The organism is Amycolatopsis sp. VC5-11, assembly GCF_037034185.1.
Lineage (GTDB): Bacteria > Actinomycetota > Actinomycetes > Mycobacteriales > Pseudonocardiaceae > Amycolatopsis > Amycolatopsis nivea.
Genome location: NZ_JBAGKF010000001.1, coordinates 1,041,713 through 1,065,337, shown reverse-complemented (window position 1 = coordinate 1,065,337; position 23,625 = coordinate 1,041,713). Strand labels below are relative to the sequence as shown.

Sequence of the window (23,625 nt, the reverse complement as noted above, 5' to 3'; positions counted from 1 at the left end):
CGTAACGTCCGGCACTGACATTCGCTCGAACGGGCGGCGACCGGGAGAATGGGAGACGTGGAGAAACCCCGGTTGATCGCGTCCGACGTCGACGGCACCCTGCTCGGCCCCAGCGAACAAGTGACGCCGCGCACGGTGTCGGTCGTGCAGCGGGTACTGGCCGACGACGTGCCGTTCGTGCTGTGCACCGGCCGCCCGCCGCGCTGGATCGCGCCGATCGCCGGACCGCTCGGGCTGACCGGCTACGCGGTGTGCGCCAACGGAGCCGTGCTGCTCGACATCGGCACCGACTCGGTGGTCGCGGTGCACGGCGAACTCGAGCCGAAACTGCTGCACGACCTGGCCTCGGCACTCGACAAGGCCCTGCCCGGCTGCCGGCTGGCTGCGGAACGGATCAGCACCGGATCGGTGGACCACGAACTGCGCAATTTCGTGATCGAGCCGGAGTACCACAACCCGTGGGGCGACGAGGAGAGCCGCATCGCGCCGCGCGCCGAGGTGCTGGGGAAAACGGCGATCAAGCTGCTGGTCAGCCGCCGCGGGATGACGTCGGAGGAGATGGCCGAAGCGACGAGCGCGGTGCTCGACGGAGCGGTGGACGTCACGTATTCGTCCTCTGGCGGGCTGATCGAGCTGTCCGCCCACGGAGTGACGAAGGCGACCGGGCTCGCGGACATCGCCGAGCGCTTCGACGTGCCCCAGTCGTCGGTGATCGCCTTCGGGGACATGCCCAACGACGTCGAGATGCTGCAGTGGGCGGGCCACGGCGTCGCGATGGCCAACGGCCACCCGACCGTGCTGGCGGTGGCGGACGAGGTAACCGGACCGGCTGCGGAGGACGGGGTGGCGGAGGTTCTGGAGCGCTGGTTCTAGGCACCCCAATGAGGTTGTTTCAGTAGCGCGGTTCGCGGCAGCGGTGGTTGCCAGGACGCTGCGGGCCCCGGCCGACTAGGCGCACCGGCGGCTCCTCCCCCCGAGGCCCGTGAAGGGCTCCTTCAGGGAATCTGATTCCCTCAAGGAGCCCTTCACGGACGTCAACTGGAGCGGAGAAGCGACGCCGCCCGGTCGACGCCGCGCATCGCCGTCACGACGCCGCACGCCGCACTACTGAGAAACCCCAATGTGGCATTGGGTGCGTCAGATGCACCCAACGCCACATTCGGTGCGCTCAACGCACCCAATGCGGCATTGGGGCGCTCAAGAGCGGCGGTCGAGCGCAGCAGCCTCCTCGGGCGTCGGCGCGCTGCCGCCGAGGTGGGCGGGCAGCCACCAGCGCTCGGCGTCGCTCTCCGGGGCCTCCGGGTACTCCGCTTGGGCCTTCTCCAGCAGCTCCGACATCCGGGCGCGCAGGTCCGTCGTCAGCGCTTCGCACGAGTCCTCCGGGCCGGGGCGCATCGGCTCGCCGATCACCACCGAAATCGGCACGTGCCTGCGGGTGAGGTCGCGCGGACGGCCCTTCGTCCACAGCCGCTGCGTGCCCCACAGGGCCATCGGGATCACCGGCACGCCCGCCTCGGCGGCCATCCGGACCGCGCCGGTCTTGATGTCCTTCACGGTGAACGACTGGCTGATCGTGGCCTCCGGGAACACGCCGACGACCTCGCCCGCGCGCAGCCGCGCCACAGCCTCGTCGTAGGACGCCTGCCCGGCGGCGCGGTCCACCGGGATGTGGTGCATGCCGCGCATCAGCGGGCCGGCGACCGGGTTGCTGAAGATCTCCTGCTTGGCCATGAACCGCACCAGCCGCTTCGCCGGGCGGGCGCCGAGGCCGCAGTAGATGAAGTCCAGGTAGCTGACGTGCGTGCAGGCGAGCACCGCGCCGCCGCGGGCGGGCACGTGTTCGGCGCCGGTCACCCGGAGGCGGTTGTCGAGCAGCCGGAACATCAGCCGCGCGGCGACCAGGACGGGCGGGTACACGAATTCAGCCATGCGCCCAAGGCTACGGGACCGTAGGTTTCCCGCCGGTAGGTCGCGCGGGTCGGCTCCGCCACACTTCAGGGGCAGGACACGTAGTGGAAGTCCGGCGCTCGGTCGAGTTCGCCGACGAGCCGGCTGGCGTCGTCGGCGCGCGGGTAGACCGCGATCCAGAACGGCGTCCCGGTGCGCCGGAAGGTCGCGACGCGGTACCAGGCGGGCAGGTCGTCGGCACAATCCTGGCGATCGGCGTATCCCGACCGGCCGGGCACGGCGAGCGTCGACCGTTCCGCGTCCATCCCGACCACCAGCACGTGCGAACCGGCGCGGCTCGCGAGCAGCCCCGGCGACCCGGCGCTCACAGTTGATCCGGGCGGCAGGTAGCGGGCGAGCCAGTCCCCGACCTCGGCCAGTTGCGCGCCCTGCGTGCTCCAGGCCCGCACGCGCTCCAGCACTTCCGGACTGAACACGGAGACCGCCACCGCGACCCCGGTGAGCGCCGCGGTGACCGCCGGAACCGCCCGGGAAATCGCCCGCGGCCTCGGTACCGGAGCGAGGACGCCGCACCCGGCCACCGCGGCGACCGCCAGCAAGGGCGGCACCGGCACGAGCAGCCGCCACGACAGTCCCGGATCATCCTCGAAAAGCACCACGATCCCGGTGTGGCCGACGGCGAGCGCCAGCACCAACCACAACGCCGACCGGGCTTCCACCGCGCGCCCCCGCGATGCCACCAACCCCGCCACCACCGCGGCCGGGACGAGAAAACCCAAGTGCGCCAAGGCGAAGCCGCCCAGATACGGCCAATCCGGTGCGGGCGGCAGGCTCACGTCCGACGCGAACCGGTCGTAGTAGGTAACGCGCCAAGCCGTCCACGGAGCCAGGAACACCAGCGCGCCCAGCACAAAACCGACCGGTGCCCACCAGGTGTGCCGCCCGCGCACGGCAGCGAAAACGAGCCATCCCGCGCCGACAACGGCGAGCGCAATCCCTTCCGGCCGCGTCATCACCGCGCTGGCGACGAGCACGCCGGCGACCAACGGCCGACCGGCCACCAACGCGTACGCGACACAGAGCATGAGCAACGCGAACATCGGCAGCTCAGTGCCCGAAAGCCCGTACACCGCAAGCCCGTTCGCCCCCGCGGTCAGCAACGCCGCCGCGACCCCGATCGCGCGCCGCGGCTCGGCCCCGTCCGGCAACCCGAGCGCGGCGATGCGGTTGGCGAGGAAATACGCCATCAACACGCATCCCAACGCGGCCACGCCACTCAATACGACAGCTGCCGACGGCACTTCCGCACCGAATGCCCCGCGTGGCAAGGCGATCGTTACGAGCCAGAGGAAATTCGAGTACGTCTCGCTGCGGTCGCCAGGGTTGAAGACCGGGCCGTTGCCGTCGGCGATGTTCTGCGCGTACCGGAAGCTGACGTACGCGTCCTCGGTCGCGGTGGCGAACAACAGCTGATGCAGCAGAGAAAACCCGAGAACGAGCAGAAGAACCGCGACCCGCCAGCTCCGGTCCTGCCCCATCCGCCGCCAGGCGGCGACGACCAGCGCGGCCAGCGCCAGCCATCCCCCCACGACCGCGTAAACCACGCGCCCCCAGCCTCCCGCGCCCCTCACCCGTCCAGCCGACCCCCGGGCGGACCGTTCCTCACCGGCTCCAGTCAAGCGCGCGGCCGCGCTTCCCGGACATCAGCCGTTCGGGTGTATATGGGGTGCGGCTAGCCTAAGGCCCGATTCCCATCCGCCACGGGGAGCAGGCGGACGCCGATAACTCGAGGAAGACTGTGCCGAGCGACCCCACAACGTTGTCCGTGGTAGCCAGCATCGCCTGCTGCCTGCTCGTGCTCGGGATTCCCGGGCTGATCACCGGCGCCGCCGCCGGATTGCGCGGCTGGCTGCTGGCCGGCCTGACCCCGCTGCTGAGCTACGCCGTCGGCGGCCTCGCGGGCCCGTGGACAGCGGCGATGGGGCTGCCCTTCAACGCCTGGACCTATGCGCTGGCCACCGTCATCTTCGCGGCTGTCGCGTTTGGACTCCGGTGGCTCACGGTGCGCCGGTGGCGGCCCGAGCGAGAGGTGCGGGCCTGGGAACCGCGGGCGAACTGGGCAGTCGCTGCCTGTGTCGTCCTCGCCACCGTCATCGGGTTCTACACGGCCGCGCACGGCATGGGTCACCTCGGCGCGATCGCGCAGGGCGGCGACGCGCCGTACGCGGCCAACGGCGTGCGCTACATCGCCGAAACCGGCGACGGCAGCCTTTTCGGCATGGGCACGGTGAACTGGTACGGGGACGGGAAACCGCCTTTCTACCCGAACGCGTACCACCTGCTCGCCTCCGTGCAGTACACGCTCAGCGGCGGTTCGATCCCGCTCACCCTGGACGTGAACACGGCGTTGCTGCCGGGCTTGCTGGCGCTTTCGCTCGCGGTGCTGGTGCGGGCGTTCCGCGGCCGCGCGGTGCTGGCCGGAGCCGTCGCGCTCGCCTCGGTCGCGCCGGTGATGGGCCTGTACGAGTCAATGGACCGCGGGCCGCTGTACCCGTTCCTGCTGGGCATGGCGCTCACCCCGTTGGCCGCCGTGGTGCTGCGCCGGTACCTCGACCGGGTCGCACCGGACACCGGTTTCGTGCTGATGATCGGGGCGGTCGGACTGCTCTGTATCCACTCGTCCACGTTGTTCGGCGCGATCCTGTTCGCCGGGCCGCTGCTGGTGCAGCGCTGGATCGAGCGGTGGCGCTCGATCGGCAAGGACCTGCTGGCACTCCTGCCGATCGCGGTGCTGGCGATGCTCGTGGCGTGGCTGCAACTGTTCGGCGCGCTGGGGCTGGCGAACAGCTCGACGGTGCAATATCTCGGCTGGCCCAGCGAATGGCGCGCGACGACCGCGCTCGGCGCGTTGCTCGGGTTCCAGCATTTCGAACCACAGCCGCAGATTGTGCTGTCGGTGGCGCTGCTGGCCGGTTTCATTTTCTTCCGCAGGCTTGGCTCGCTGCGCTGGATCGGCTTGACCGCGCTGGTCACCGGCCTGTTCTATATGGCGGTCTCGTCCTCGGACGCACCGCTGGTCATGGCACTGGCCCGGCCGTGGTGGGACGACCCGTACCGGTTCATCACGATGGCGATCGTGCCGCTGTCGTTCATCGCGGGCCACGGAATCGCGGGACTGCACGAGTGGCTGAAGGAACGGCTGCCCGCGCGGGTGCCGCCGGCAGCGCTCGCCGGGGTGGTCCTGGTCGCCTTCGCGGGAGCCTCGAAAGGCCTGTACACCGAGACCAACAGCGAGGTGGTCGCGCGCGGGTATCACCGCCCCGATCCGCACACCCTGGAAATCACGCCCGGCGAGGAACGCGCGATGGCGGAACTGGGCAAGCTCGCGAAGCCGGGTCAATGGGCGATGAACGACCGCTGGGACGGCACGCCGTGGACCTACGCACTCAGCGGCGTCCGCACCGTCGCCGCCCACGACGACGGCACGAGCCCGCCGTCGGATGCCGTGCTGCTGGCCGCGAAATTCCGCGACTACGACACGGACCCGGCCGTCCGCGCCGCCGTACAGCGCCTGAACATCCACTGGGTGATCCTGGGCCGCCCGGCGGCTCCGCCGAAGCGCGCGTACGCGGATCCGGGGGTGAACGGGTTGGCGGGGCTGCCGTTCCTGAAAGAGGTGTACCGCAACGAGGACGCGGTGATTTACCAGCTGAATCGCTGAGGGCTGGTCATTCCAGGATCAAGTACGGCCTCTTCAGCACCCGGAAAATATACTGATCGGGCCCGACTTTATCGACCAGAGTGCGAAAGTTCGCCGCACTGAGCACCGAGTACATCGTCTCCTCGAGGATGTCCTTCGCGGCATCGTCCGAATCGGCGACCACGGTTTTCCACTTGACGGTGACGCCGTACGGCGGGCCCGCGTGGACCTCGACCACCGCCCCCGGACTCGCCTCGGCCCACGCGTGCACGACAGCCGGGATCCCCATCCGCACCAGCTCGTCGCGGGCGAGATTCGCCAGTTCAGTCCACGACTCGACCGCGTCCGCCGAAGCCTGGACAGCCTCGCCGCCCTCGGTGGACCACGTTTCCATCAACCGAAGCGGATCAGACACTCTTGGCCCCCCTCAACCGGGCCGGCGCGGCCAAAACCCGGAACTCGTAGTACCTGTGCGCGGAATTGTCGATGAACACTCGGAAACCAGCCTTGTCGAGCAAGCGGTGCACCGCGCGCTCTATCATCCCGGTCACTTCGAACACCCGGACCACCAGCGGGTCGTCCATTTTCTGCGCGATCAGCTTCTCCCGAAAACTCTCCGTATCGATGATGGGCGCATGCCAGCTGAACAGCACTCCGTACGGATACCGGTCGGCAATATGAATGCACACCCCAGGAGGAGTGTCCAGAGAAACGGGGTCGCGGGAAGTGCTGATCGACGCGGGCAGCCCTAGCCGTTGCAGTTCAGCACGAGCCAGGTTCGCCAATTCGACCCAGGTCGCGACCGCCTCGTCCGGAGCGCGTTCCTCGAGCGCCTGCTGCTGGTCAAGCAGGGATTTCTTGGAGAATTGGAACGGGTCTGTCACAGCGGTTCCCCATCATTGTCAACCCCTCCGGACGGAGGGTCTTATTCTCGACAAAATACCGGAACTGGCCTCGCTGTGACACTCATCACAGCACGTAATGCCCACCCGTCACCGGCGATAGCAAAGCGGACGATCTGCAGCGATCAATCGAATGGATTGACATACATATGAAAGAACTGGGGATAGGCAGCAATTACGTCATTCGGTCTATGGACCGCGAAAGCCGTCACTGGTATTCGGCCTGCCGCGCCCGGTCCTAGCCGCCGATTACGCCAGCACTCCATCGGACCGAGAAGGAAGAACGCCTGTGCCTCGAAGAACCCGCAGCATCCTGGCTCTCTCCGCCACCCTGGTCACCGGCGGCGTACTGACCGCCGTCCCGGCGCACGCGATTTCCGGGGGAACTGTCGTGCCCTCCGGAACGTCGGGCTACCTCGCGCGCATCGCGACCCCGACGAAGGCATGCTCGGCCGCGCTGATCGACCCGTCCTGGGTCATCACCTCGGCAACCTGCCTGACCGCGAGCGCAACCGGTGCGCCTACTGAAAACGCAACGGTCAGCGTCGGCGCAGTCGACGTCAGTACCGGAGCAGGAACGAACGCCAAGGTCGTCAAAGTAATCGGCCGGACCGATCGCGATGTCGCGCTGGCGAAGCTCGACAAGCCCGCTACCGGGATCGCGCCGGTCGCGTTGGCCACGACTGCCCCGGTGAGCGGGGAATCACTCCAACTGGCTGGCTTTGGCCGTACCGCGACCGAATGGGTGCCCGCTCGGCCGTCCATTGCCACGTTCTCGGTCTCGTCGGTGAACGCCACCGAGGCGTCAGTGACTTCGGCGAACGGGTCGGACACCTGCCTCGGCGACGCTGGCGGCCCCGCCCTGCGCACGGTGGGCGACAAGGTAGAGGTCGTGGCCGTCAACAGCCGCTCCTGGCAGCACGGCTGCCTCGCGGTGGCCGAAACCCGCGAAGGCGGCACCGAAGCCCGGGTCGACGACCTCGCCGACTGGATCCGGCAGAACACCGTTCCCGCCCCGGTGACCTGTCCGAACGGCGCGACCGTGTGGGACGCCCGTTCCGACGGCTCGATGTGGCGCTACGTGCACCGCGATCCGGCGAACGGCGCCATTTCCTGGGACGTGCCGACCAAGGCGATCGGAACCGGATGGACCGGACGGCAGATCGCCGGCAAGGGCGGGGTTCTCTGGGACGTCCACCGCAACCTCGGCGCGGGCGACAGCGTCCCGAGCGGCGTGCTCCGGCGCTGGACGTGGAGCGCGGCCAACGGCTGGGGCGGCGGCAACGGGGTCGGCGGCGGCTGGGAAAAGTTCCTCACCCCGGAGTACCAGAACCGCGTCACCGTCGACCAGGCCGGCCGTATCTTCGCGGTCGACCAGCTGGGCCAGCTGAAGGCATACGTCTGGAACGACGCCACCAACACGTGGGTCGACGGAAACGGCCAGCTGATCGACACCGGCTGGGGAAAGTTCGACTCCATCACCGCGGCGGGCGACGGAGTCCTCTACGCCCGGACCCCGGCAGGCAACCTGTACCGCTTCGTCTACGACTTCGGCTCCGGAAAGTGGACCCAGCGCGACAAGTCCGCCGGCGTGGGCTGGAACATGTTCACCGAGATCTTCTCGCCGGGAGCCGACATCCTGTACGGCCGCGGCGCGAGCCTGTCGGGCAACCCGACGCTGCTCTGGTACCGCTACTCGCCCAACACCGACACCTGGTCCGCGAACGGCGCGGGCACTCCCGTCGGATACGGATGGAACACCGACATCCACGTGACCGCGGCACCGGACTCGTGCCGGTTCGCCTAGCGAATCTGCTCCGCTGACCAAGAAGGCCCGCCCGAACCCGGGCGGGCCTTTCTCGTACGCAAAAACTCAGGCAGCGTCGACCGGGACAGCCCGCCGAGCGGCCATCTTCGCGGCGAGCGCGGCGAAACCGGCCGTGAGCAGGTCCGCCACCGTGAACATCACCCGCGAGGCGACCGCGAACGCCGTCGCCTGGCCGACCGTCAGGCCGCTCGCCGTGAGGACCGCGACCTGGGCGACCTCGCGGACGCCGACGCCGCTGGGCAGGATGAACGCGAAGGTGCCGACCGTCATCGCGACGGCCATCGCGCCCACGCACAAGACCAGGCCGTTGACACCAGGAGCGCCGACGGAGTTCGCCAGCAGCCACAGGTGCACCCCCTGCAGCACCCACGCGCCCATCGACGCGCCGAAGGTCTTGAGCACCACGCCCCAGCCGAGCGGCTCGGACAGCGGCGGACGGCGCAGGATCTTCAGGACGAGCGAGGTGCCCCAGGTCAGGATCCGCGGGTGCAGCAGCGCGAGACCGACCGGGATCAGCACGAACAGCCACATCGCCCGCGGGCTGTTGCTGAAGACCGCGGGCGCGGCCAGCAGCGACACGACCAGCGCGGAAACGACGCCGACACCGAGCTGGATCAGCGAGCCGGTGAAGATCCGGGCCCGCGCCAGCCCCGCCTTGCGGCCGAGCTCCATCTGCAGCAGGTACGCCCACACCGAACCCGGCACGTACTTGCCGAGCGAGCCGACCAGGCAGATCTGCGCGCCGCGGGCGTAGCCGATCGGCTTGCCGAGGTGGTCGACCAGGATCTGCCAGCCCCAGGTGGACACCATGATCGACAGGATCAGCGCCACCAGGCTCAGCGCCGAGGACTGCCAGGCGACATCCGACAGCGTGTGCCAGAACTCGTCCCAGTTGGACGCCAGGCTCTTCGCCGCGAAGCCGATCACCAAGAGGATGGCGACCCAGCGCACGACGTCGAGCACCCGCGCCTTGGTGGACTTGCGGGCTTTTCCGGTGGTCGGGGCGTCCTCAGTGGACGGAGTGTCCTCAGTGGACGGGGTGTCGTCCCCCGGGCTCTGCGTACGAACGGTCGTCACTGCCTCTCAGCTCCTCAGGCCTGTACCGTGACCAGCCGGCTGAACTCGGACAGCAGATCGTAGCCGTCCCAGACCCCGGCGAACGTGAGGGCCGAGCCGAAGGGCACGACCCGGTCCACCCCGCGTCCGGCGAGCGCCGTCACGAATCCGGTCAGTTCCTCGCGGGTGAACCCGAACTGGCTCACTGTCTGGTCCTTGCGCTGCACGATCGGCACCAGCTCGTCCAGCGACGCCACCGAGGCGTTCGCGAACGTGCCCGCGCCCAGCCATTCGCGCGGCATCACCGTGGCGTCGGCCAGCTCGAGCGTCGCCAGCGCGTTGCCGTCGAAGCGGATCGACGACACCAGGCCGTCGACCGCCGCGCCGTACGCCGACACTCGCTTCTGCACGGCCATCGCCGGCTCGGTGACGTGCTGTTTCGCTGCCAGCACCTCGGCGAGCAGCCCGCGGAACTCCCGTCCGGCGGCCTGCGCGCCCGCCGCGTCGCCGACCCAGAACACCGCGCGCGGCGACGAGCAGGCGGCCTGGTCGAACCAGTACGAGTCGTTGTAGAAGCCCTCGGCGGCCGCCTTGCGCTGCTCCGGCGCGGCTTCCTGCCAGCCGCGCACCGACGCGATCGCGAACGACGAGCGGTCCGGGAAGGTGAGGTCCCGCGCGTGCGGGGCCAGCGGGTATTTCCGCAGCGCGGCCACGGAAGCGTCGCCGCCCCAGATCACTCGCAGGTCCGCGGCCAGCGACAACGCGCCGCTGACCTCGTCGCTGCGGTCGTAGGTGACCATGCGCTGGGTGGCGCGGATGGTGGCCGCGGTTTCCGGCGAGACGTCTTCCATCGCCGCGTTCAGCGCTTCCAGCACGGCTTCCGCCGCACCGGCCGAACGCGAGGACACGCGCACGACGTTGCTGTTGCCCGCCAGCGCCGACAGCGCCCACGAGTACACGAAAATGGTGTCCACGTTGGCGGGCGGCACGTGGAAAACGAGCCCGCGCGGGAATCGCAGCGAATCGCCGTTGGTTTCCAAAGTGGACAGTGACTTCGCGAGTTCTCCCTTGCGCAGGAAGAAACCCAGCGAAGCCAGCTCCGGGAAACGCCGCGCCAGCGCGGGCGCGAGCAGCTTGCGCGCGAACTTGGTGACGAATTCGACCACCCGCGGGTCGCCGACCGTCAGCCTGCCGCCGGGCGGTTCCTCGCGCAGCTCGTCCAGCAGGGCGCCGACCGAAACCGAGTCGCCCAGCGGAAAACGCTGGTCCAAAGCACTCATGCGGCAGCTCCCTGGAACGTGTCCGAGCACCCGCGGGCCTCGGCCTTCGGCAGCCTGCCCAGCACGGAGAAGTGCTTGCCGGGCCAGTCGCCGTCGTCGATTCCGTTGTACACGCCCAGGTCCTCGGTGAGCAGCACGTGCCCCGGGTACGAGCGCGGCAGCGTGCTCACCACCTCGATGACTCCCGGCTTGCCGACCGGCTGCTCTTCCCAGGTCTCCGGGTCGCGGATCACGACGTCGGCGAAATCGGGGCAGTACAAGGAGTTCCCGGACGGGCCCTCGAGGAACACGGTGCCGATCTGCTCGATCATCCCGTAGTAGTTGTGGATCCGGGTGAGGCCGGTGTCCTCTTTGAACCGCCTGCGGAACTCGCTGTTGTCGACCGCGCGGTCGATCAGCTTCTTCCAGCCGCCGGAGTGGATGAGGATGCCGTTCGACAGGTCGAGCTTGTGCTCGCGGGCGACCTCGTAGAGGTACTGCCACACCATGAAGGTGAAGCCGAAGATCAGGAAGGGCTTGTCGCCGTACTCGGCGAGGAACTTCCGCACGGCCTCGACGTCCGGCTGGTCGTTCTCGTCCAGCACGTAGGTGTGCTTGCGGCCGAAGTTCGCCATGCCGAGCACGCCCGCGCCGCGCGCGGAGAACGAACGGCGGTTCTTGATGATGCCGATCGTGTCGACCATCAGCATCGGCAGCCGCTCGCCGCCCAGCACCTCCTGCAAGGTGGCGCCGAGCTGCTTCGTCTGCGCGCCCGCCGCTTCCTTGTCCAGGTAGATCCGCGACGCGCCGGCCCCGGTGGTGCCCGAGGACGTAAGGGTCTTGAAGACCTCGGAGTCCGGAATGGACTTCAGGTCGTGCGTTTTGAACATCCGCACCGGCAGCCACGGCAGGTCCGCGATCGTGGCGAACGACGCGTCCGGCGCGAAACCGAGCGAGGAGAGGATGCGCTCGTACCCGGCGGAGTTCGCCCGGTGGTGCGCGGTCAGCTCCGCGAGCTCAGGGAGCAGCGCCGCCTCTCGCTCCGCCTGCGAGCGCGTGAACACACTCATACCCGTCCTTCCAGCGACCGGTAGTCGATCTTCCCGCTGGCCAGCAGCGGCACTGTGTCGATCGGACGCACGTCGAACCCGCTGGCGTGCAGGTGCAGCCGCTCCGCCAGCGCCCGCGCCGCGTCCTTGCAGATCGCCTTCGCGCCGTCGCCCTCGGGCAGTTCGGCGAACAGCACGACCTTGTCGCCCGCGGGCACCGCGGCCACGACGTCGATGCCCACCGCGGCCGTGCGCACGGCCTGCTCCAGGTCGTCCAGGCTGACCCGGTTGCCGAACACCTTGCCGATCCGCTTGAGCCTGCCGGTGATGTACAGATACCCCTCGTCGTCGAGGTACCCGAGATCCCCGGTGGCCAGCATTCCGCCGTATTCGTCTCCCGCGCTCAGCCCTGCTTCGTCCTCCGCGTAACCCATCATCACGTTAGGTCCACGGTAAAGGACCTCACCGACAATTTTGGGATGCGTGGTTTCCTCGCCGTCGTCGCGGCGGATGGAGAACGAACCGCCCGGCAGCGCCGGACCGGCCGAGCCGATCTTGTCCGCGAGCCGCTCGGCGGGCACCGTGGTCATCCGCGGGGACGCCTCGGTCTGGCCGTACATGACGTACATCCGGCCGCCGACGGCGAGCATCTTGTCGTTGAACTCGGCGACCAGGTCGTCCCGCAGCTTGCCCCCCGCCTGGGTGAGGGTCCGCAGGGTCGGGTACTTCGCCGGGTCGAATTTCAGCCGGCGCAGCATTTCGTAGTGATAGGGCACGCCGGACAGCGAAGTCACGCCGTGTTCCTTCACCGAATCCCAGAATCCGCGGCCAAGTACGCCAGAGGATTCGATAACCACAGTCGCACCGCGCAAAAGGTGCGAATTGAGCACCGAAAGGCCGTAGCTGTAGTGCAGCGGCAGACAGGTCGGAGCGACCTCCTCCGCGTCGATCGCCAGCACCTGCGCGATGGCGTCGGCGTTGGCCAGCAGGCCCTGCCGGGACAGCCGGACAAGCTTCGGATTGCCGGTGGAACCGCTGGTCGGGAGCAGAACGGCGAGGTCAGGGTGCGGGACCGCGCCCTCGGCCGACTCGCGCACCCAGTGCCCGTTCTCGGCCCGGTAGCCATCGGGCGCGTCCGCTTCGGGCGCGGCCAGCACGGCAGCCGGCCGGAACCGGGTGATCAGGCCTTCGAGCACCTCCGCGTCGAGCGCGGGGTCGATCAGCGCGATCGCCCGTCCCGCCTCGAACGCGCCGAGGTACCGCAGCACGCTGTCCAGGTCCAGCGACATCCGCGCGAACAGCACGCCGGGCGGGAGCTCCGCCAGCGCGGTCGCGGACCGTTCGACCTCCGCCGTCAGCTCGTCGCCCGCCAGCGTGCGGCCGCCGGCCACGTCGACCAGCCGGGACCCTTCGCCAACCAGATTCACCGAACCTCCTCGTCGTGCCCGTGAGCGTGCATGCCGGCGAGAACCGGCATATCCGGACTCACAACACCAAGCCGCCGTCGATGCCCAGGATCTGGCCCGTCACGAAGGCCGCCTCGTCGCTCGCCAGGAAGCGGATCGCCTTCGCGACCTCCTCGGGCTTGCCGAGCCTGCCCAGCGCCGTGTCCTCGATGCGCTCGGCGATGACCTTCTCGCCGAGGTGGGACGTCATGTCGGTCTCGATCACCCCGGGCGCGACCGCGTTGACCCGGATGTTGTGCCTGCCCAGCTCCTTCGCCGCGGACCGGGCGATGTTGCCGACCGCGGCCTTGGAAGCGGCGTACGCGGTCTGCCCCGCGCTGCCGTTCTCGCCGACGATCGAGGCCAGCAGGACGATCGCACCGGACTTGCGCCTGCTCATCACGCGCGAAGCGGCCTGCACGGTGTTGATCGTGCCGCCGACGTTCGTCTTGAACATGCGGTCGACCAGGTCTTCGCTGATCATGCCGAGCAGCGCGTCCTCGAGAACGCCGGCGTTGGCGACGACGATGTCGAGCGCCCCGTGTTCCTTCGCGACGCCGCGCACCAGCGACGAGACCGCCTTCGCGTCGGTGACGTCCAGCGCGAGACCGGCCGTGGCGCCCGCCTCGGCGGCGACTGCCTTCGCCCGGTCTTCGTCCCGCCCGGTCAGCACGACGGTGGCGCCCGCTTCGACGAGCGCGCGCACGGTGGCCAGCCCGATTCCGCGCGTCCCGCCCGTGACGAGCGCGACGCGTCCGGTCAGATCAGTCATTCTTGGACACGAGGTCGGTGACCATGTCGACCGCGACCTTGAAGCTCGACATGTCGATCACCTGGTCGGTGTCGAACTCGATGTCGAACTCGTCCTCGATCGCGGCGACCAGCGCCATGTGCCCGACCGAGTCCCACGCCTCGAGGTCGCGGTACTTGAGGTTCTCGACGTCCACGTCCCCGTCGAGGTCCAGCGCCTCGACGAAGACCTCGCGCAGCTTGGGGGCGACATCCGGCCTCGCGGCCTGAGCGTCAGACACAGTCATCGTTCCTTTGCACTTAGTGTTCTTCGCGCGGGCGTGCGTCCCACGCCCTCACCAAGGTAGAGAGGTCTTCGGGGAGCCCGTCGTCCGGGAGGTCGCCTTTGCCCTTGACCCACGGGCCGAGCGCCTCGACGGCCGCCTCGTCGAGGCCACGACGCGACAAGCCCACTGTATTGACGCCCGTGACCCGGGCCGGGTTGCCGACCGTGATGGTGAACGCACCCACCTCGCGGCGGACCGCCGAACCCATCCCGACCATCGCGCCCGGGCCGATGCTTCCGCCCTGGTGCACGACCGTGCCCATGCCGAGGTTCGCGAACGGCCAGACATGGGTATGCCCGCCGAGCATGACGTTGCAGGCGAGCGTGACCTGGTCGTCGACCAGCACGTCGTGCCCGATGTGGCTGCCGCGCAGCACGTAGCAGTCGTCGCCGAGCGTCGTGGCGCGCCAGGTGCCCTGCTGGATGCTGGTGTACTCGCGGATCCGGTTGCGGCTGCCGACGACGACGCCGTGCCCGTCCTGAGCCGGGTCGCCGGTCGGCGCGCCCTCCCAGGCGGCCGGGTGCGGACCGCCTCGGTCCTCGCCCGGCGTGCCGATGGTCACGTGGGGTCCGATCCAGTTGCCGTCGCCGATGCGGGCCGGGCCGACGATGACCGCGTACGGGCCGATGACATTGCCTTCGCCCAGCTCCACGCCCTCGCCGACGACTGCCGTGGGGTGAATCCGGTTGGGTGCCGCAGGTGACACAGTCGGTGATCCGTTTCGTCGCTTCCGGCCTGGACGGCCTGGGGTCAAGGGCTGCCTGCGGCGCCCGGTAACGTGTGGCCCGCGTGCATGCAGGGTGGCCGGGCGCAGAACCGGCGGCTTTCCGGCCTCGCGGCCGGAGCGCCTAGCACTGTACCGGACGCACAGAAATCCCCAGCCGAGAGAGACTGCCGATGATCCCCATTACCGTGGTCGACGTCCGAGACGCGGAGGACCTGGTCGTCGAGGTGCTGCGATCCGGCGCCATCGCTCAGGGGCCGATGGTCAAGCGCTTCGAGGACGCTTTCGCGCAAGTCGCGGGCACGAAGCACGCCATCGCCGTGAACAACGGGACGACGGCGCTCGTCGCGTCGCTGCAGGCGCTGGACCTTCAGCCCGGGGACGAGGTGGTGACCTCGCCGTTCACCTTCGTCGCGACGCTGAACGCGATCCTGGAGGCGGGCGCGACCGTCCGGTTCGCCGACATCCGGCGCGACGACTTCGCGATCGACCCGGACGCGGTCGCCGCGGCGGTCGGCCCGCGCACCAAGGTGCTGATGCCGGTCCACCTGTACGGCCAGACCGCGGACATGGGCAAGCTCGCGCCGCTCGCCGCCGAGCACGGGCTGCGGATCATCGAGGACTCCGCGCAGGCCGTCGGCGCGTCGTTCGAGGGCAAGCAGGCCGGGTCGTACGGCATCGGCTGCTTCTCGCTGTACGCGACGAAGAACGTGACCACCGCCGAGGGCGGCGTGATCACCACGGACGACGACGCGCTGGCCGACAAGCTGCGCGTGATGCGCAACCAGGGCATGAAGGCCCGCTACCAGTACGAGATGGCCGGGCACAACTACCGGATGACCGACCTGCACGCCGCGGTCGGCATCCCGCAGCTGGAGAAGCTCGACCAGCTCACCGCTGCCCGCCAGGCCAACGCGAAGCGGCTGTCCGAGGGTCTCGCCGGCACGCCGGGCCTCGAGGTCCCGCAGGTGCTGCCGGGCCGCGAGCACGTGTGGCACCAGTACACCGTGCTGGTCGGCCCGCACGCGATGCTCTCGCGCGAGGAATTCGCTTCCGCGCTGACCGAAAAGGGCATCGGCAACGGGATCTACTACCCGAAGATCGTCTTCGACTACGACTGCTACCGCGGGCACCCGCTGATCCCGGACGCGCGCGTCGAGGACTTCCCGGCGGCGTCCGCCGTTGCCGCGCAAGCGCTTTCGCTGCCGGTGCATCCGCACCTGACCGAATCCCAGCTGGACCGGATCATCGAGGCCGTTCGCGAGGTACTGGGCGCATGACACACCGCATCGCACTCGTCGGCACCGGCAACATGGGCTCGCTGCACGCGCGTGTCCTGTCGCAGAACGACCGGGTGGACCTGGCCCGCGTGATCGACCCGCGCGAGGAAGCGGGCCGCGCGGTCGCCGACCGCTACGAAACCCAGTGGACGCCGGAAATCGGCTCGCTGTCCGATGTGGACGCGGTGGTGCTCGCCTCGGCCACCGAGGTGCATTACGAGCTGGCGCAGGAGATTCTCGGCCAGGGCAAGCCGATGCTGGTCGAGAAGCCGGTGTGCAACAGCCTCGAGTTCTCGCAGGAAATCGTTGCCCTGTCGGCGAAGAAGGACGTCCCGCTGATGTGCGGGCTCCTCGAGCGCTACAACCCGGCCGTGATGACCGCGCGGGCGCTGGTGAACGAACCGGTGCACCTGATGGCGCGCCGGCACGGCCCGTACGCGCCGCGGATCAAGACCGGCGTCGCGTGGGACCTGCTGGTGCACGACGTCGACCTGGCGATCCAGTTCTTCGGCGGGTCGACCCCGAGCCGGGTCACCTCCAGCGCCGGCTACTTCCACCCGCAGTCGGTCACCGGGGCCGAGGACACCATCGAGACGGTGCTGTCGTTCCCCGCCGGACTGGCCACGGTGTCGGCCTCGCGGCTGGCGCAACGCAAGGTCCGGTCGCTGACGGTGTCCGAACTGGACCGGATGATCGAGATCGACCTGCTGCGCCGCGACGTGACGATCTACCGGCACGTCTCGCACGATTCGGTCACCCCGGACGGCCTCGGCTACCGGCAGCAGACTGTCATCGAGATCCCGGAGCTGGTCACCGCGCGCGAGCCGCTGGCGACCCAGCTGGACCGGTTCGTCGACCTGCTGGAGGGCAAGGTCGACGCGGATGTCGAGCGGGCGCTGATCCTGCCGTCGCACGAGGTCGTGGCGCAGGTTCTGGCCGAAGCCGCCTGATTATTTGGTGAGGCGTTTGCCGTCCGCGGAGTAGGCGACCAGCGGGGTCGCGCTCTCCGCGGACGGTACGTCGTCCTGGTCGAACCAGAACACGACCACGTCCGGATCCTCGCTCCAGCGCGCCGTATGCGCCGGGACCGTGCGACCGTCCACTGTGGTCTCAATGCGCGCGGCCGGTCCGCTGAAGTAGCCGTAGACCGGCACCCAGGTGTCGGACACGGTGGTGCCGCCCGAGGTGGCGTGGAAGCCGAAAGAGCGGTCCCTGCCTTCGGATTCGTTGGCGAGGTAGAGCGGGCGCAGGTTGCCGTCCGGTTCGGACAGGCTGGCCATCACTCCGAATTGGACAGCCGGCAGGTTGTCCGGGTCGTCGATTTCCGTTGCGTAGAAGACAAGTTCCGCGCCGTCGGAGTAAGTGCCGGTGGAAATCACGTCGCCGAGCGGCCGCGGCTCAGCCGACGTCGAAGCCGGTGCCGGCGCGGCGGTGCTCGTTGTCATTACCGACGGCGGAGGCGCTGCCGCCGCGTGCACCTGCTCCGGCGCACCGCCCGGCGAGCCCAGCCAAGCCGCTCCGAACACGACGGCGACCACGGCCACTGCCGCTCCCGAGGACGTCAGAAACCGCCGCCGACGCCGGATCCGCCCGCCGTCTTTGAAGATTCGCTCCAGATCGGGCTCCGCGAAGGGTTCCGCGGGCGCTTCCTGAAGCGCGGCGCGCAACCGGTCGAGTTCGTCCGTCACGCGCTCACCTCCCCGACCAGCGCGTCACCGTCCACGCGCAGTTTCGCCAGCGCGCGGGAATTGGTGCTCTTCACCGTGCCGACGGACACGCCCAATTCCTCGGCGACTTGGTGTTCCGGCAAATCGAAGAAATGCCGGAGCACGACCACGGCGCGTTCCCGGGCGGTGAGCCGGGCCAATGCGTCGGAAAGCCATTCTCGATCGGTGACGGCATGCGAAATGTCCGGCACCTTCGACGGTTCCGGCATCTCCTCGGTGGCGTATTCGCGGATCGGGCGACGCCACATGTCGATGACGTGATTGGCGAGGACGCGCCGGGCGTAGGCGTAGGGGTTCTTGCGCCGCACCTTGGGCCAGGCGGCGTAGGTGCGGGTGAAGGCGGTCTGCGCGGCGTCCTCAGCCTGGTGGCGGTCGCCGGTGAGCAGGTAGGCGGCGTGGGTGAGGCGGGCAGAACAGGACCGCACGAAGTCGGCGAACTCGTCGTCCCCGCGCACGATCCCCCCTCTGTTTCCCGGTGGCCTTGGTGTCCAGGTTACGGGGGCGGGGGACGTGCGTCGACGTAATGGCTGGTCAGTCTTGTCTCAACGGCGACGCATGGTGTTCGGGTCAGCGCTGCGCGCGAGGGTCGACAAGTGCGCTCAGGTCGAGCTTCACCGGCGCGCCCGCGACCTCGAGTTCGACGGTGCCGGAATACTCGCCGAAATTCTCGTAATCGCCGTCGATGAGCCGGTAAGCAATCATGCTGACCGGCGGATCCAGATCCACGATCCAGTAATGCTCGATCACCAGCTCGGAACGCGGATCGTCAGCGGACTCTCGCACAGGAGCAGCTCCGCCTCGGCACCAGCGCTCATTTCCGGGCAGAGCTGCTCGTCGAGCAAGAAAGCCAACCGCGTCACGGACCGCAGGTGGAACCACATCGGACGCGGCGACGGCACGAGAACTCCGTCGACGACCTCAGCCCGGTCTTCCGGGCGGCCTGTCCAATCAGCGAAAACCGGCAAGATTCGAGAGTCAGCGCTGCGCACGAGGGTCGATCAACGAGTTCAGATCGAACTTCACCGGCACACCCGCGACCTCCAGCTCCACCGCACCGGAATACTCGCCGAAATTCTCGTAATCGCCGTCGATGAGCCGGTAAGCAATCATGCTCACCGGCGGATCCAGATCCACGATCCAGTAATGCTCGATCCCCGCATCGGCGTACTCGAAAAGCTTCGCACCCAGGTCGACGTCCTTGGTGGCAGGCGAAAGCACCTCGACCACCAGGGAAACGTCGCTCGCCCCGACTCGCGGGACGTTGGCTTCGATCAGGTCCGACGGGGCGACCAGCACATCCGGCACCCGCACGGTGGGTGGGAGCTCGGCCAGCACCGTCTCGAATTCGCCTACCGCCACCAGTTCCGGCGGCAGCTGCATCGTCAGCAGATACGGCAATCTGCTGATGATCAGCTGGTGGAGCGACATCGGACGCGGCGACGCTGACAGGACCCCTTCGACGACCTCGACTCGGACCTCCGGGTGCGCCGGAAGGTCCGCCCAGTCGTCAAGAGTCAGGAGCCGGTGAGGCCATTCAAGGACACTCATGAGGTCTCCTTCACCGACAGTGACTGAGAGCAGTGTCCCATGTTACCCGGAGCATCCGCCAGCGCGTGACGCACCGTGTCCGAATCACTTCCCCGTGAAGTCGCCTGACGGAGAGCCCCACCCGGACGAGTCGTCCGACAGCGATCGGCGGCGGGCGTTTTCCTCGCGGACCCGCTTGACCTCCGCCTCGATGTACTCCTCGTCGTAGCGCTGGAACACGCGCGCCGGGTTGCCCGCCACCAAGGAACGTGCCGGGACGTCCTTCGCGACTACCGAGTTCGGCTGCACCGTCGCGAAGTCGCCGATCGTGACGCCCGGCATGATCACCACGAGGCCGCCGATGAAGCAGCCCTTGCCGATTTTCACCGGCTTGCGTTCGATCAGGTCGCTGCCGGAATGGTTCTCCAGAGCCATGTTCGCGAGCCAGCTCGAATGCGTGAACACCAGCGTGTTCAGCCCGATGCTGGTGTGCTCTCCGATTTCCAGCCCGCCGCTGGCGTCGAGGGTCGCGCCCTCGCCGACCCAGCAGTGCTCGCCCATCGTGAGGTTGTCCGGGCTGACGATCTTGACTCGCTCGCGCACGCGGCACGACTCCGGCAGGCCGTAGAACGCGGCCCGCTCGGCGTCGTTCATGTACTGCGCGACGAGGTCGTTCAGGATCATCGGGCGCAGCCGGTTGCTGCGCTCGTCGTCGAAGAACATCAGTTGTCCGCCACCAGTTTCGTGAGCACCCGCAGGTGTTCCTCGGCCACTACGTCCAGTCCGAAGTTGTCCCGGACCATCGAGGCTTCCCGCTCGGCGATCCGCGCGCGTTCCTTCGGATCGTCCAAAAGGGACAGCACGGTGGACTTGACCGCCTCGGAATCGTTCGGCCGCACCAGCAGGATGTTCTCGCCGTTGTGCAGTTCGATGCCCGGGTAGTTGTCCTCGGTGACCGACGCGATGGTCGCCGTGCCGGACAGCATTGCCTCCAGGGACGCGGTGCCGCAGCCGCCGTTCAGGTCGTGCGTCACGATGTCCGCCGCCGCGAAGTACGCGGGTACGTCCGCCTTCGGCACCGCGCCGGTGACGATCAGTGCGTCGGCTACGCCCAGTTCCTTGGCTCGCTGCTGGAACGCGTCGTGGTACACCCGGCCGACGATCACCACGCGCAGGCCGGGGTGCCGCTCCAGAATGGCGGGCAGCGCCTCGATCAGCGGCAGGCGGTTGCGCAGCGGGATCACGTGTCCGAGCGACACGATCAGCGGCGCGTCCCCGATCTCCAGTTCCGCGCGCACGTCCTTGGTCACCGGCTTGGCGAAGTGCCCGGTGTCCACCGCGATCGGAAAGTACTCGGAGTTCTCGTCGCTCGTGCCGTAGCGCTCGACGCAGTAGTCCACGCCGAGCTTGTCGAGGATGACGAAGCGCGGGCGCAGGTACTTCAGCACCGGGTTCACCAGCATCGCGTCGAGCGCCCGGAACACGCGGCCGTACATCTTGTTCTCGCTGATCAGCAGCGTGTGGATGGTCAGCAGAACGGGCAGCTTGTGCCGGCGCGCGTAGATGCCGACCATCCAGGACAGGTCGAAGAACTGTCCGTGCAGGTGCACCGCGTCCGGTTTGAACTCGTTCAGCAGCTTCCACAGCCGCCGCCAGTTGCCCGGCCGCATCGACGCGAACGTCATGTCGAAGTCGATCGACAAGCCGAGCTGCGGCATTTTCACCGCGGGGAGGCGCACGACGCGGTAGCCGTCGCGCTCCTCTTCCGCCGGCGCGTCACCGTAGGCAGCGGTGATCGCCAGCACTTCGTGTCCGGCAGCCGCGTACTCGGCGGCCAGTGAGGCCGACATGTGCGCGCTCCCGCCCACGCGCGGCGGGAAGAAGTTGTTCACCACCACGATCCGCATGGGCTTTCCTTCGGCCGGGCCCGCAGTGCTCATTACGCATTCCCCTCGGAAGACGCGCCGACGGCGAGGCTCACTCGGAGTCCCGCACCAACGCGCGCATGCCCTCTTCGACGGTGATCTCCGGCTCCCAGCCGAGCACCTCGCGGGCCCGGGTGATGTCCGCGGCGCGGCGGGACACGAGGACGTCGCGCTTGTTGAACACCGGCTCGACGTCGACGCCGACCGCCTCGATGAGGATCTTCGCCAGGGTGGCGATCGAGGTGTCGATGCCGGTGCCGATGTTGATCGGCAGGTTCGACTGCTCCGACTCCAGCGCGGCGACGACGCCCTTGGCGAGGTCGGTCACGTGCACGAAGTCCATCGACTGGTCGCCCGCGCCGTCGATGATCGGCGGCTGGCCGGCGCGCAGGCGCTGGATGAAGTGGTTGATGACCGAGGTGTAGTACGCCTCGATCTTCTGGCCGGGGCCGTACACGTTGAAGAACCGCAGCGCGTTCCAGGAAAGGCCCTTGGTGCGCTCGTAGAAGCCGAGCAGGTCCTCGCCCGCGCGCTTCGAGATGCAGTACGGGGTGAGCGGGTTCAGCTTGTCGTCCTCGTGCATCGGCAGCTTCTCCGGCTCGCCGTACACCGAGGCGCTGGAAGCGAACACCAGGCGCTCGACGCCCTCGTCGGCCGCGGCCGCGAAGACGTTGTTGTTGCCGACCATGTTGATGTCGATCGACTCGCCCGGGTCCGCGATCGACTTGTTGATCGACACGGTGGCGAAGTGGATCGCGTGCGTGCAGCCGCGCATGGCCTCGCGGACGCCGACGCCGTAGCGCACGTCCTTCTCGACCAGTTCGACCTTGCCGGTGGCGACGAACTCGTTGACGCGGTCGCGGTCGCCGCGGGTCATGTTGTCGAAGATCCGGACCGTGTAGTCCTTCTCCAGCAGGATCGGGATCACGTGCGAGGCGATGAAACCGCCGGCGCCGGTGAAGAAAACTTTCTTGTCGGACATGGGTTCTCCTCAGGGAGGTCGGCGGGTCAGGAAAGAGCGGACACGGCTTCGCGCACGGTGGTGACCACGCGCTCGACTTCGCTGTCGGTGAGTTCCGCGTGCATCGGGATCGCCAGCTGGCGGCGGAAGGCGTCGGCGGAGACGGGCAGCGGCTGCTGCTCGCCGTACACCGGCTGCAGGTGGGAGGCGTAGGTGCCGAAGTTGCACTGCACGCCCTGCTCGCGGATCCGCAGGGCCAGCGCGTCGCGGCTGATCTCCGGGGCGACCGTCATCAGGTAGGCCTGCCACGGGTGTTCGCGGTCGGGAGCCTCGACCGGCACGGTCAGCGCGTCGACGTCCTCGAACGCCTCGTGGTAGCGCTTGGCCACCGAGCGGCGGGCGGCGAGCAGGTCGGGCAGGCGGTCGAGCTGGACGCCCATGATCGCGGCCTGGATGTCCGAGAGCCGGAAGTTCCAGCCCAGCTCGTGGAAGGACGGGATCGGCAGCGTGTCCGAGCCTTCGCGGCTGATCGCGGGCTCGATGCCGTAGGTGTGGATCTTGCGCGCGTGCGCGATCAGGTCCTCGCGGTCCGAGACCAGCGCGCCGCCCTCGCCCGCGGTGATGCCCTTGCGGCCGTGGAAGGAGAACGCGGCGAGGTCGGCGAGGCTGCCGGCCGGGCGGTTGCGGTAGGTCGCGCCCGCGGAGCAGGCGGCGTCCTCGAACAGCCACAGGCCGTGCTTGTCGGCGATGGCGCGGTACTCGTCGAAGTCGCCGGGCTGGCCCGCGACGTCGACGGCGAGGATGCCGACCGTGCGCGGCGTGATGAGCGCTTCGATCGCGGCCGGGTCGGCGCTGAAGATGTCCGGGCGGATGTCGGCGAAGACCGGCTTCGCGCCGGCCTGCAGCACGGCGTGGCCGGTCGCCGGGAAGGTGTAGTCGCCGACGATCACCTCGTCGCCGGGCTGGACGCCGAGCACCTTCAGGCCCAGGAACAGGGCGGAGCCGCAGTTGCTGGTGGTCAGAGCGTGCGCGGTGCCGGTCAGCTGCGCGAACCGCTCCTCGAAGCGACGGCACGCCGGACCCGCGCCGGCCAGCCAGCCGGAACGGAACACTTCGGCGACGGCTGCGAGCTCTTCGTCGCCGACGGTCGGCTTCCCGAGCAGGACGGGTTCGCCCACTGTAGATCTCCTGTGCATCGGGGTGTCCCGCATTGCGCGGGGTCGCGCCAAAGTGTATAGAAGTCGCGTTTGCCTCCTGT

Annotated in this window: 24 protein-coding genes; 5 read left to right on the top strand and 19 right to left on the bottom strand. The window is 68.7% G+C overall.

What is annotated here, in order from left to right:
- Positions 1–48: 48 nt before the first annotated feature.
- A complete protein-coding gene (locus WA670_RS05250; protein ID WP_106961491.1) occupies positions 49–873 on the top strand; it encodes an HAD family hydrolase in 825 nt (274 codons plus the stop codon).
- A gap of 324 nt (positions 874–1,197) precedes the next feature.
- Here the strand turns inward: WA670_RS05250 and WA670_RS05245 are convergent, their stop codons facing one another.
- Together WA670_RS05245 and WA670_RS05240 are read right to left on the bottom strand one after the other, a co-directional pair.
- Positions 1,198–1,929, bottom strand: a complete 732-nt coding sequence (locus tag WA670_RS05245) for a lysophospholipid acyltransferase family protein (protein WP_037807118.1) — start codon at positions 1,927–1,929, stop codon at positions 1,198–1,200.
- A 65-nt stretch (positions 1,930–1,994) separates the two neighbouring features.
- Positions 1,995–3,512: a hypothetical protein gene (locus WA670_RS05240; RefSeq protein WP_238603601.1), complete on the bottom strand. Its 1,518-nt coding sequence runs from the start codon at positions 3,510–3,512 to the stop codon at positions 1,995–1,997.
- Between the two features lie 194 nt (positions 3,513–3,706).
- On the opposite strand from WA670_RS05240, the gene WA670_RS05235 reads away from it, so the two are divergent.
- The gene (locus tag WA670_RS05235; RefSeq protein ID WP_336157023.1) at positions 3,707–5,629 is read left to right on the top strand and encodes a DUF6541 family protein; all 1,923 of its coding nucleotides are present in this window, start codon (positions 3,707–3,709) and stop codon (positions 5,627–5,629) included.
- 7 nt (positions 5,630–5,636) lie between these two features.
- Here WA670_RS05235 and WA670_RS05230 read toward each other — a convergent pair whose 3' ends face one another.
- Positions 5,637–6,023, bottom strand: coding sequence for a hypothetical protein (locus WA670_RS05230; RefSeq protein WP_238603603.1), 387 nt, complete (start codon positions 6,021–6,023; stop codon positions 5,637–5,639).
- Positions 6,016–6,492 (bottom strand): hypothetical protein, encoded by a 477-nt coding sequence (locus WA670_RS05225; RefSeq protein WP_336157022.1) that lies wholly within the window; start codon positions 6,490–6,492, stop codon positions 6,016–6,018. The genes WA670_RS05230 and WA670_RS05225 overlap by 8 nt, the downstream gene beginning before the upstream one ends.
- A 307-nt stretch (positions 6,493–6,799) precedes the next feature.
- Here WA670_RS05225 and WA670_RS05220 point away from each other — a divergent pair, with 307 nt between their 5' ends.
- Positions 6,800–8,317: a tachylectin-related carbohydrate-binding protein gene (locus WA670_RS05220; protein ID WP_238603605.1), complete on the top strand. Its 1,518-nt coding sequence runs from the start codon at positions 6,800–6,802 to the stop codon at positions 8,315–8,317.
- A gap of 66 nt (positions 8,318–8,383) precedes the next feature.
- Here the strand turns inward: WA670_RS05220 and WA670_RS05215 are convergent, their stop codons facing one another.
- Genes WA670_RS05215 through WA670_RS05185 form a run of 7 tightly spaced genes read right to left on the bottom strand, consistent with a single transcriptional unit; the run spans position 8,384 to position 14,929 of the window.
- The gene (locus tag WA670_RS05215; protein ID WP_205673059.1) at positions 8,384–9,415 is read right to left on the bottom strand and encodes a lysylphosphatidylglycerol synthase transmembrane domain-containing protein; all 1,032 of its coding nucleotides are present in this window, start codon (positions 9,413–9,415) and stop codon (positions 8,384–8,386) included.
- A gap of 14 nt (positions 9,416–9,429) precedes the next feature.
- Positions 9,430–10,674 carry an acyl-CoA reductase gene (locus WA670_RS05210; RefSeq protein WP_336157021.1) on the bottom strand — a complete coding sequence of 415 codons (1,245 nt, stop codon included), beginning with the start codon at positions 10,672–10,674 and terminating at the stop codon, positions 9,430–9,432.
- A complete protein-coding gene (locus tag WA670_RS05205) occupies positions 10,671–11,723 on the bottom strand; it encodes a LuxE/PaaK family acyltransferase (RefSeq protein WP_336157020.1) in 1,053 nt (350 codons plus the stop codon). The genes WA670_RS05210 and WA670_RS05205 overlap by 4 nt, the downstream gene beginning before the upstream one ends.
- Positions 11,720–13,129, bottom strand: a complete 1,410-nt coding sequence (locus tag WA670_RS05200) for an AMP-binding protein (protein ID WP_336157019.1) — start codon at positions 13,127–13,129, stop codon at positions 11,720–11,722. The genes WA670_RS05205 and WA670_RS05200 overlap by 4 nt, the downstream gene beginning before the upstream one ends.
- Before the next feature lie 58 nt (positions 13,130–13,187).
- Positions 13,188–13,919 (bottom strand): SDR family NAD(P)-dependent oxidoreductase, encoded by a 732-nt coding sequence (locus WA670_RS05195; protein WP_037807093.1) that lies wholly within the window; start codon positions 13,917–13,919, stop codon positions 13,188–13,190.
- Complete coding sequence (locus tag WA670_RS05190) at positions 13,912–14,184, bottom strand: acyl carrier protein (RefSeq protein WP_336157018.1); 273 nt, start codon at positions 14,182–14,184, stop codon at positions 13,912–13,914. Before WA670_RS05190 ends, WA670_RS05195 begins: the two co-directional genes overlap by 8 nt.
- Positions 14,185–14,197: 13 nt before the next feature.
- Positions 14,198–14,929, bottom strand: a complete 732-nt coding sequence (locus tag WA670_RS05185; protein ID WP_037807091.1) for a UDP-N-acetylglucosamine acyltransferase — start codon at positions 14,927–14,929, stop codon at positions 14,198–14,200.
- 191 nt (positions 14,930–15,120) lie between these two features.
- Between WA670_RS05185 and WA670_RS05180 the strand changes: the two genes are divergently transcribed.
- Positions 15,121–16,227 (top strand): DegT/DnrJ/EryC1/StrS family aminotransferase, encoded by a 1,107-nt coding sequence (locus WA670_RS05180; protein ID WP_037807088.1) that lies wholly within the window; start codon positions 15,121–15,123, stop codon positions 16,225–16,227.
- Positions 16,224–17,177, top strand: a complete 954-nt coding sequence (locus WA670_RS05175; protein WP_037807086.1) for a Gfo/Idh/MocA family protein — start codon at positions 16,224–16,226, stop codon at positions 17,175–17,177. Before WA670_RS05180 ends, WA670_RS05175 begins: the two co-directional genes overlap by 4 nt.
- Here WA670_RS05175 and WA670_RS05170 read toward each other — a convergent pair whose 3' ends face one another.
- From WA670_RS05170 to WA670_RS05135, 8 genes are all read right to left on the bottom strand, one after another.
- Positions 17,178–17,915 carry a hypothetical protein gene (locus WA670_RS05170; protein ID WP_336157017.1) on the bottom strand — a complete coding sequence of 246 codons (738 nt, stop codon included), beginning with the start codon at positions 17,913–17,915 and terminating at the stop codon, positions 17,178–17,180. It lies immediately after the preceding gene.
- On the bottom strand, positions 17,912–18,412 hold the full coding sequence (locus tag WA670_RS05165) for a SigE family RNA polymerase sigma factor (RefSeq protein WP_037807080.1): 501 nt from the start codon (positions 18,410–18,412) through the stop codon (positions 17,912–17,914). Before WA670_RS05165 ends, WA670_RS05170 begins: the two co-directional genes overlap by 4 nt.
- A gap of 109 nt (positions 18,413–18,521) precedes the next feature.
- Positions 18,522–18,737, bottom strand: coding sequence for a hypothetical protein (locus WA670_RS05160; RefSeq protein ID WP_336157016.1), 216 nt, complete (start codon positions 18,735–18,737; stop codon positions 18,522–18,524).
- 192 nt (positions 18,738–18,929) lie between these two features.
- Positions 18,930–19,502 (bottom strand): Uma2 family endonuclease, encoded by a 573-nt coding sequence (locus WA670_RS05155; protein WP_336157015.1) that lies wholly within the window; start codon positions 19,500–19,502, stop codon positions 18,930–18,932.
- A gap of 84 nt (positions 19,503–19,586) precedes the next feature.
- Positions 19,587–20,204, bottom strand: a complete 618-nt coding sequence (locus WA670_RS05150; protein ID WP_043837830.1) for an acyltransferase — start codon at positions 20,202–20,204, stop codon at positions 19,587–19,589.
- Positions 20,204–21,421 (bottom strand): glycosyltransferase family 4 protein, encoded by a 1,218-nt coding sequence (locus WA670_RS05145; protein WP_374204169.1) that lies wholly within the window; start codon positions 21,419–21,421, stop codon positions 20,204–20,206. The genes WA670_RS05150 and WA670_RS05145 overlap by 1 nt, the downstream gene beginning before the upstream one ends.
- 37 nt (positions 21,422–21,458) lie before the next feature.
- Positions 21,459–22,388, bottom strand: a complete 930-nt coding sequence (locus WA670_RS05140) for an NAD-dependent epimerase/dehydratase family protein (protein ID WP_134664465.1) — start codon at positions 22,386–22,388, stop codon at positions 21,459–21,461.
- A 26-nt stretch (positions 22,389–22,414) separates the two neighbouring features.
- Entirely contained in the window at positions 22,415–23,563 is a 1,149-nt protein-coding gene (locus WA670_RS05135) for a DegT/DnrJ/EryC1/StrS family aminotransferase (protein ID WP_134727962.1), read from the bottom strand.
- Between the last annotated feature and the right edge of the window lie 62 nt (positions 23,564–23,625).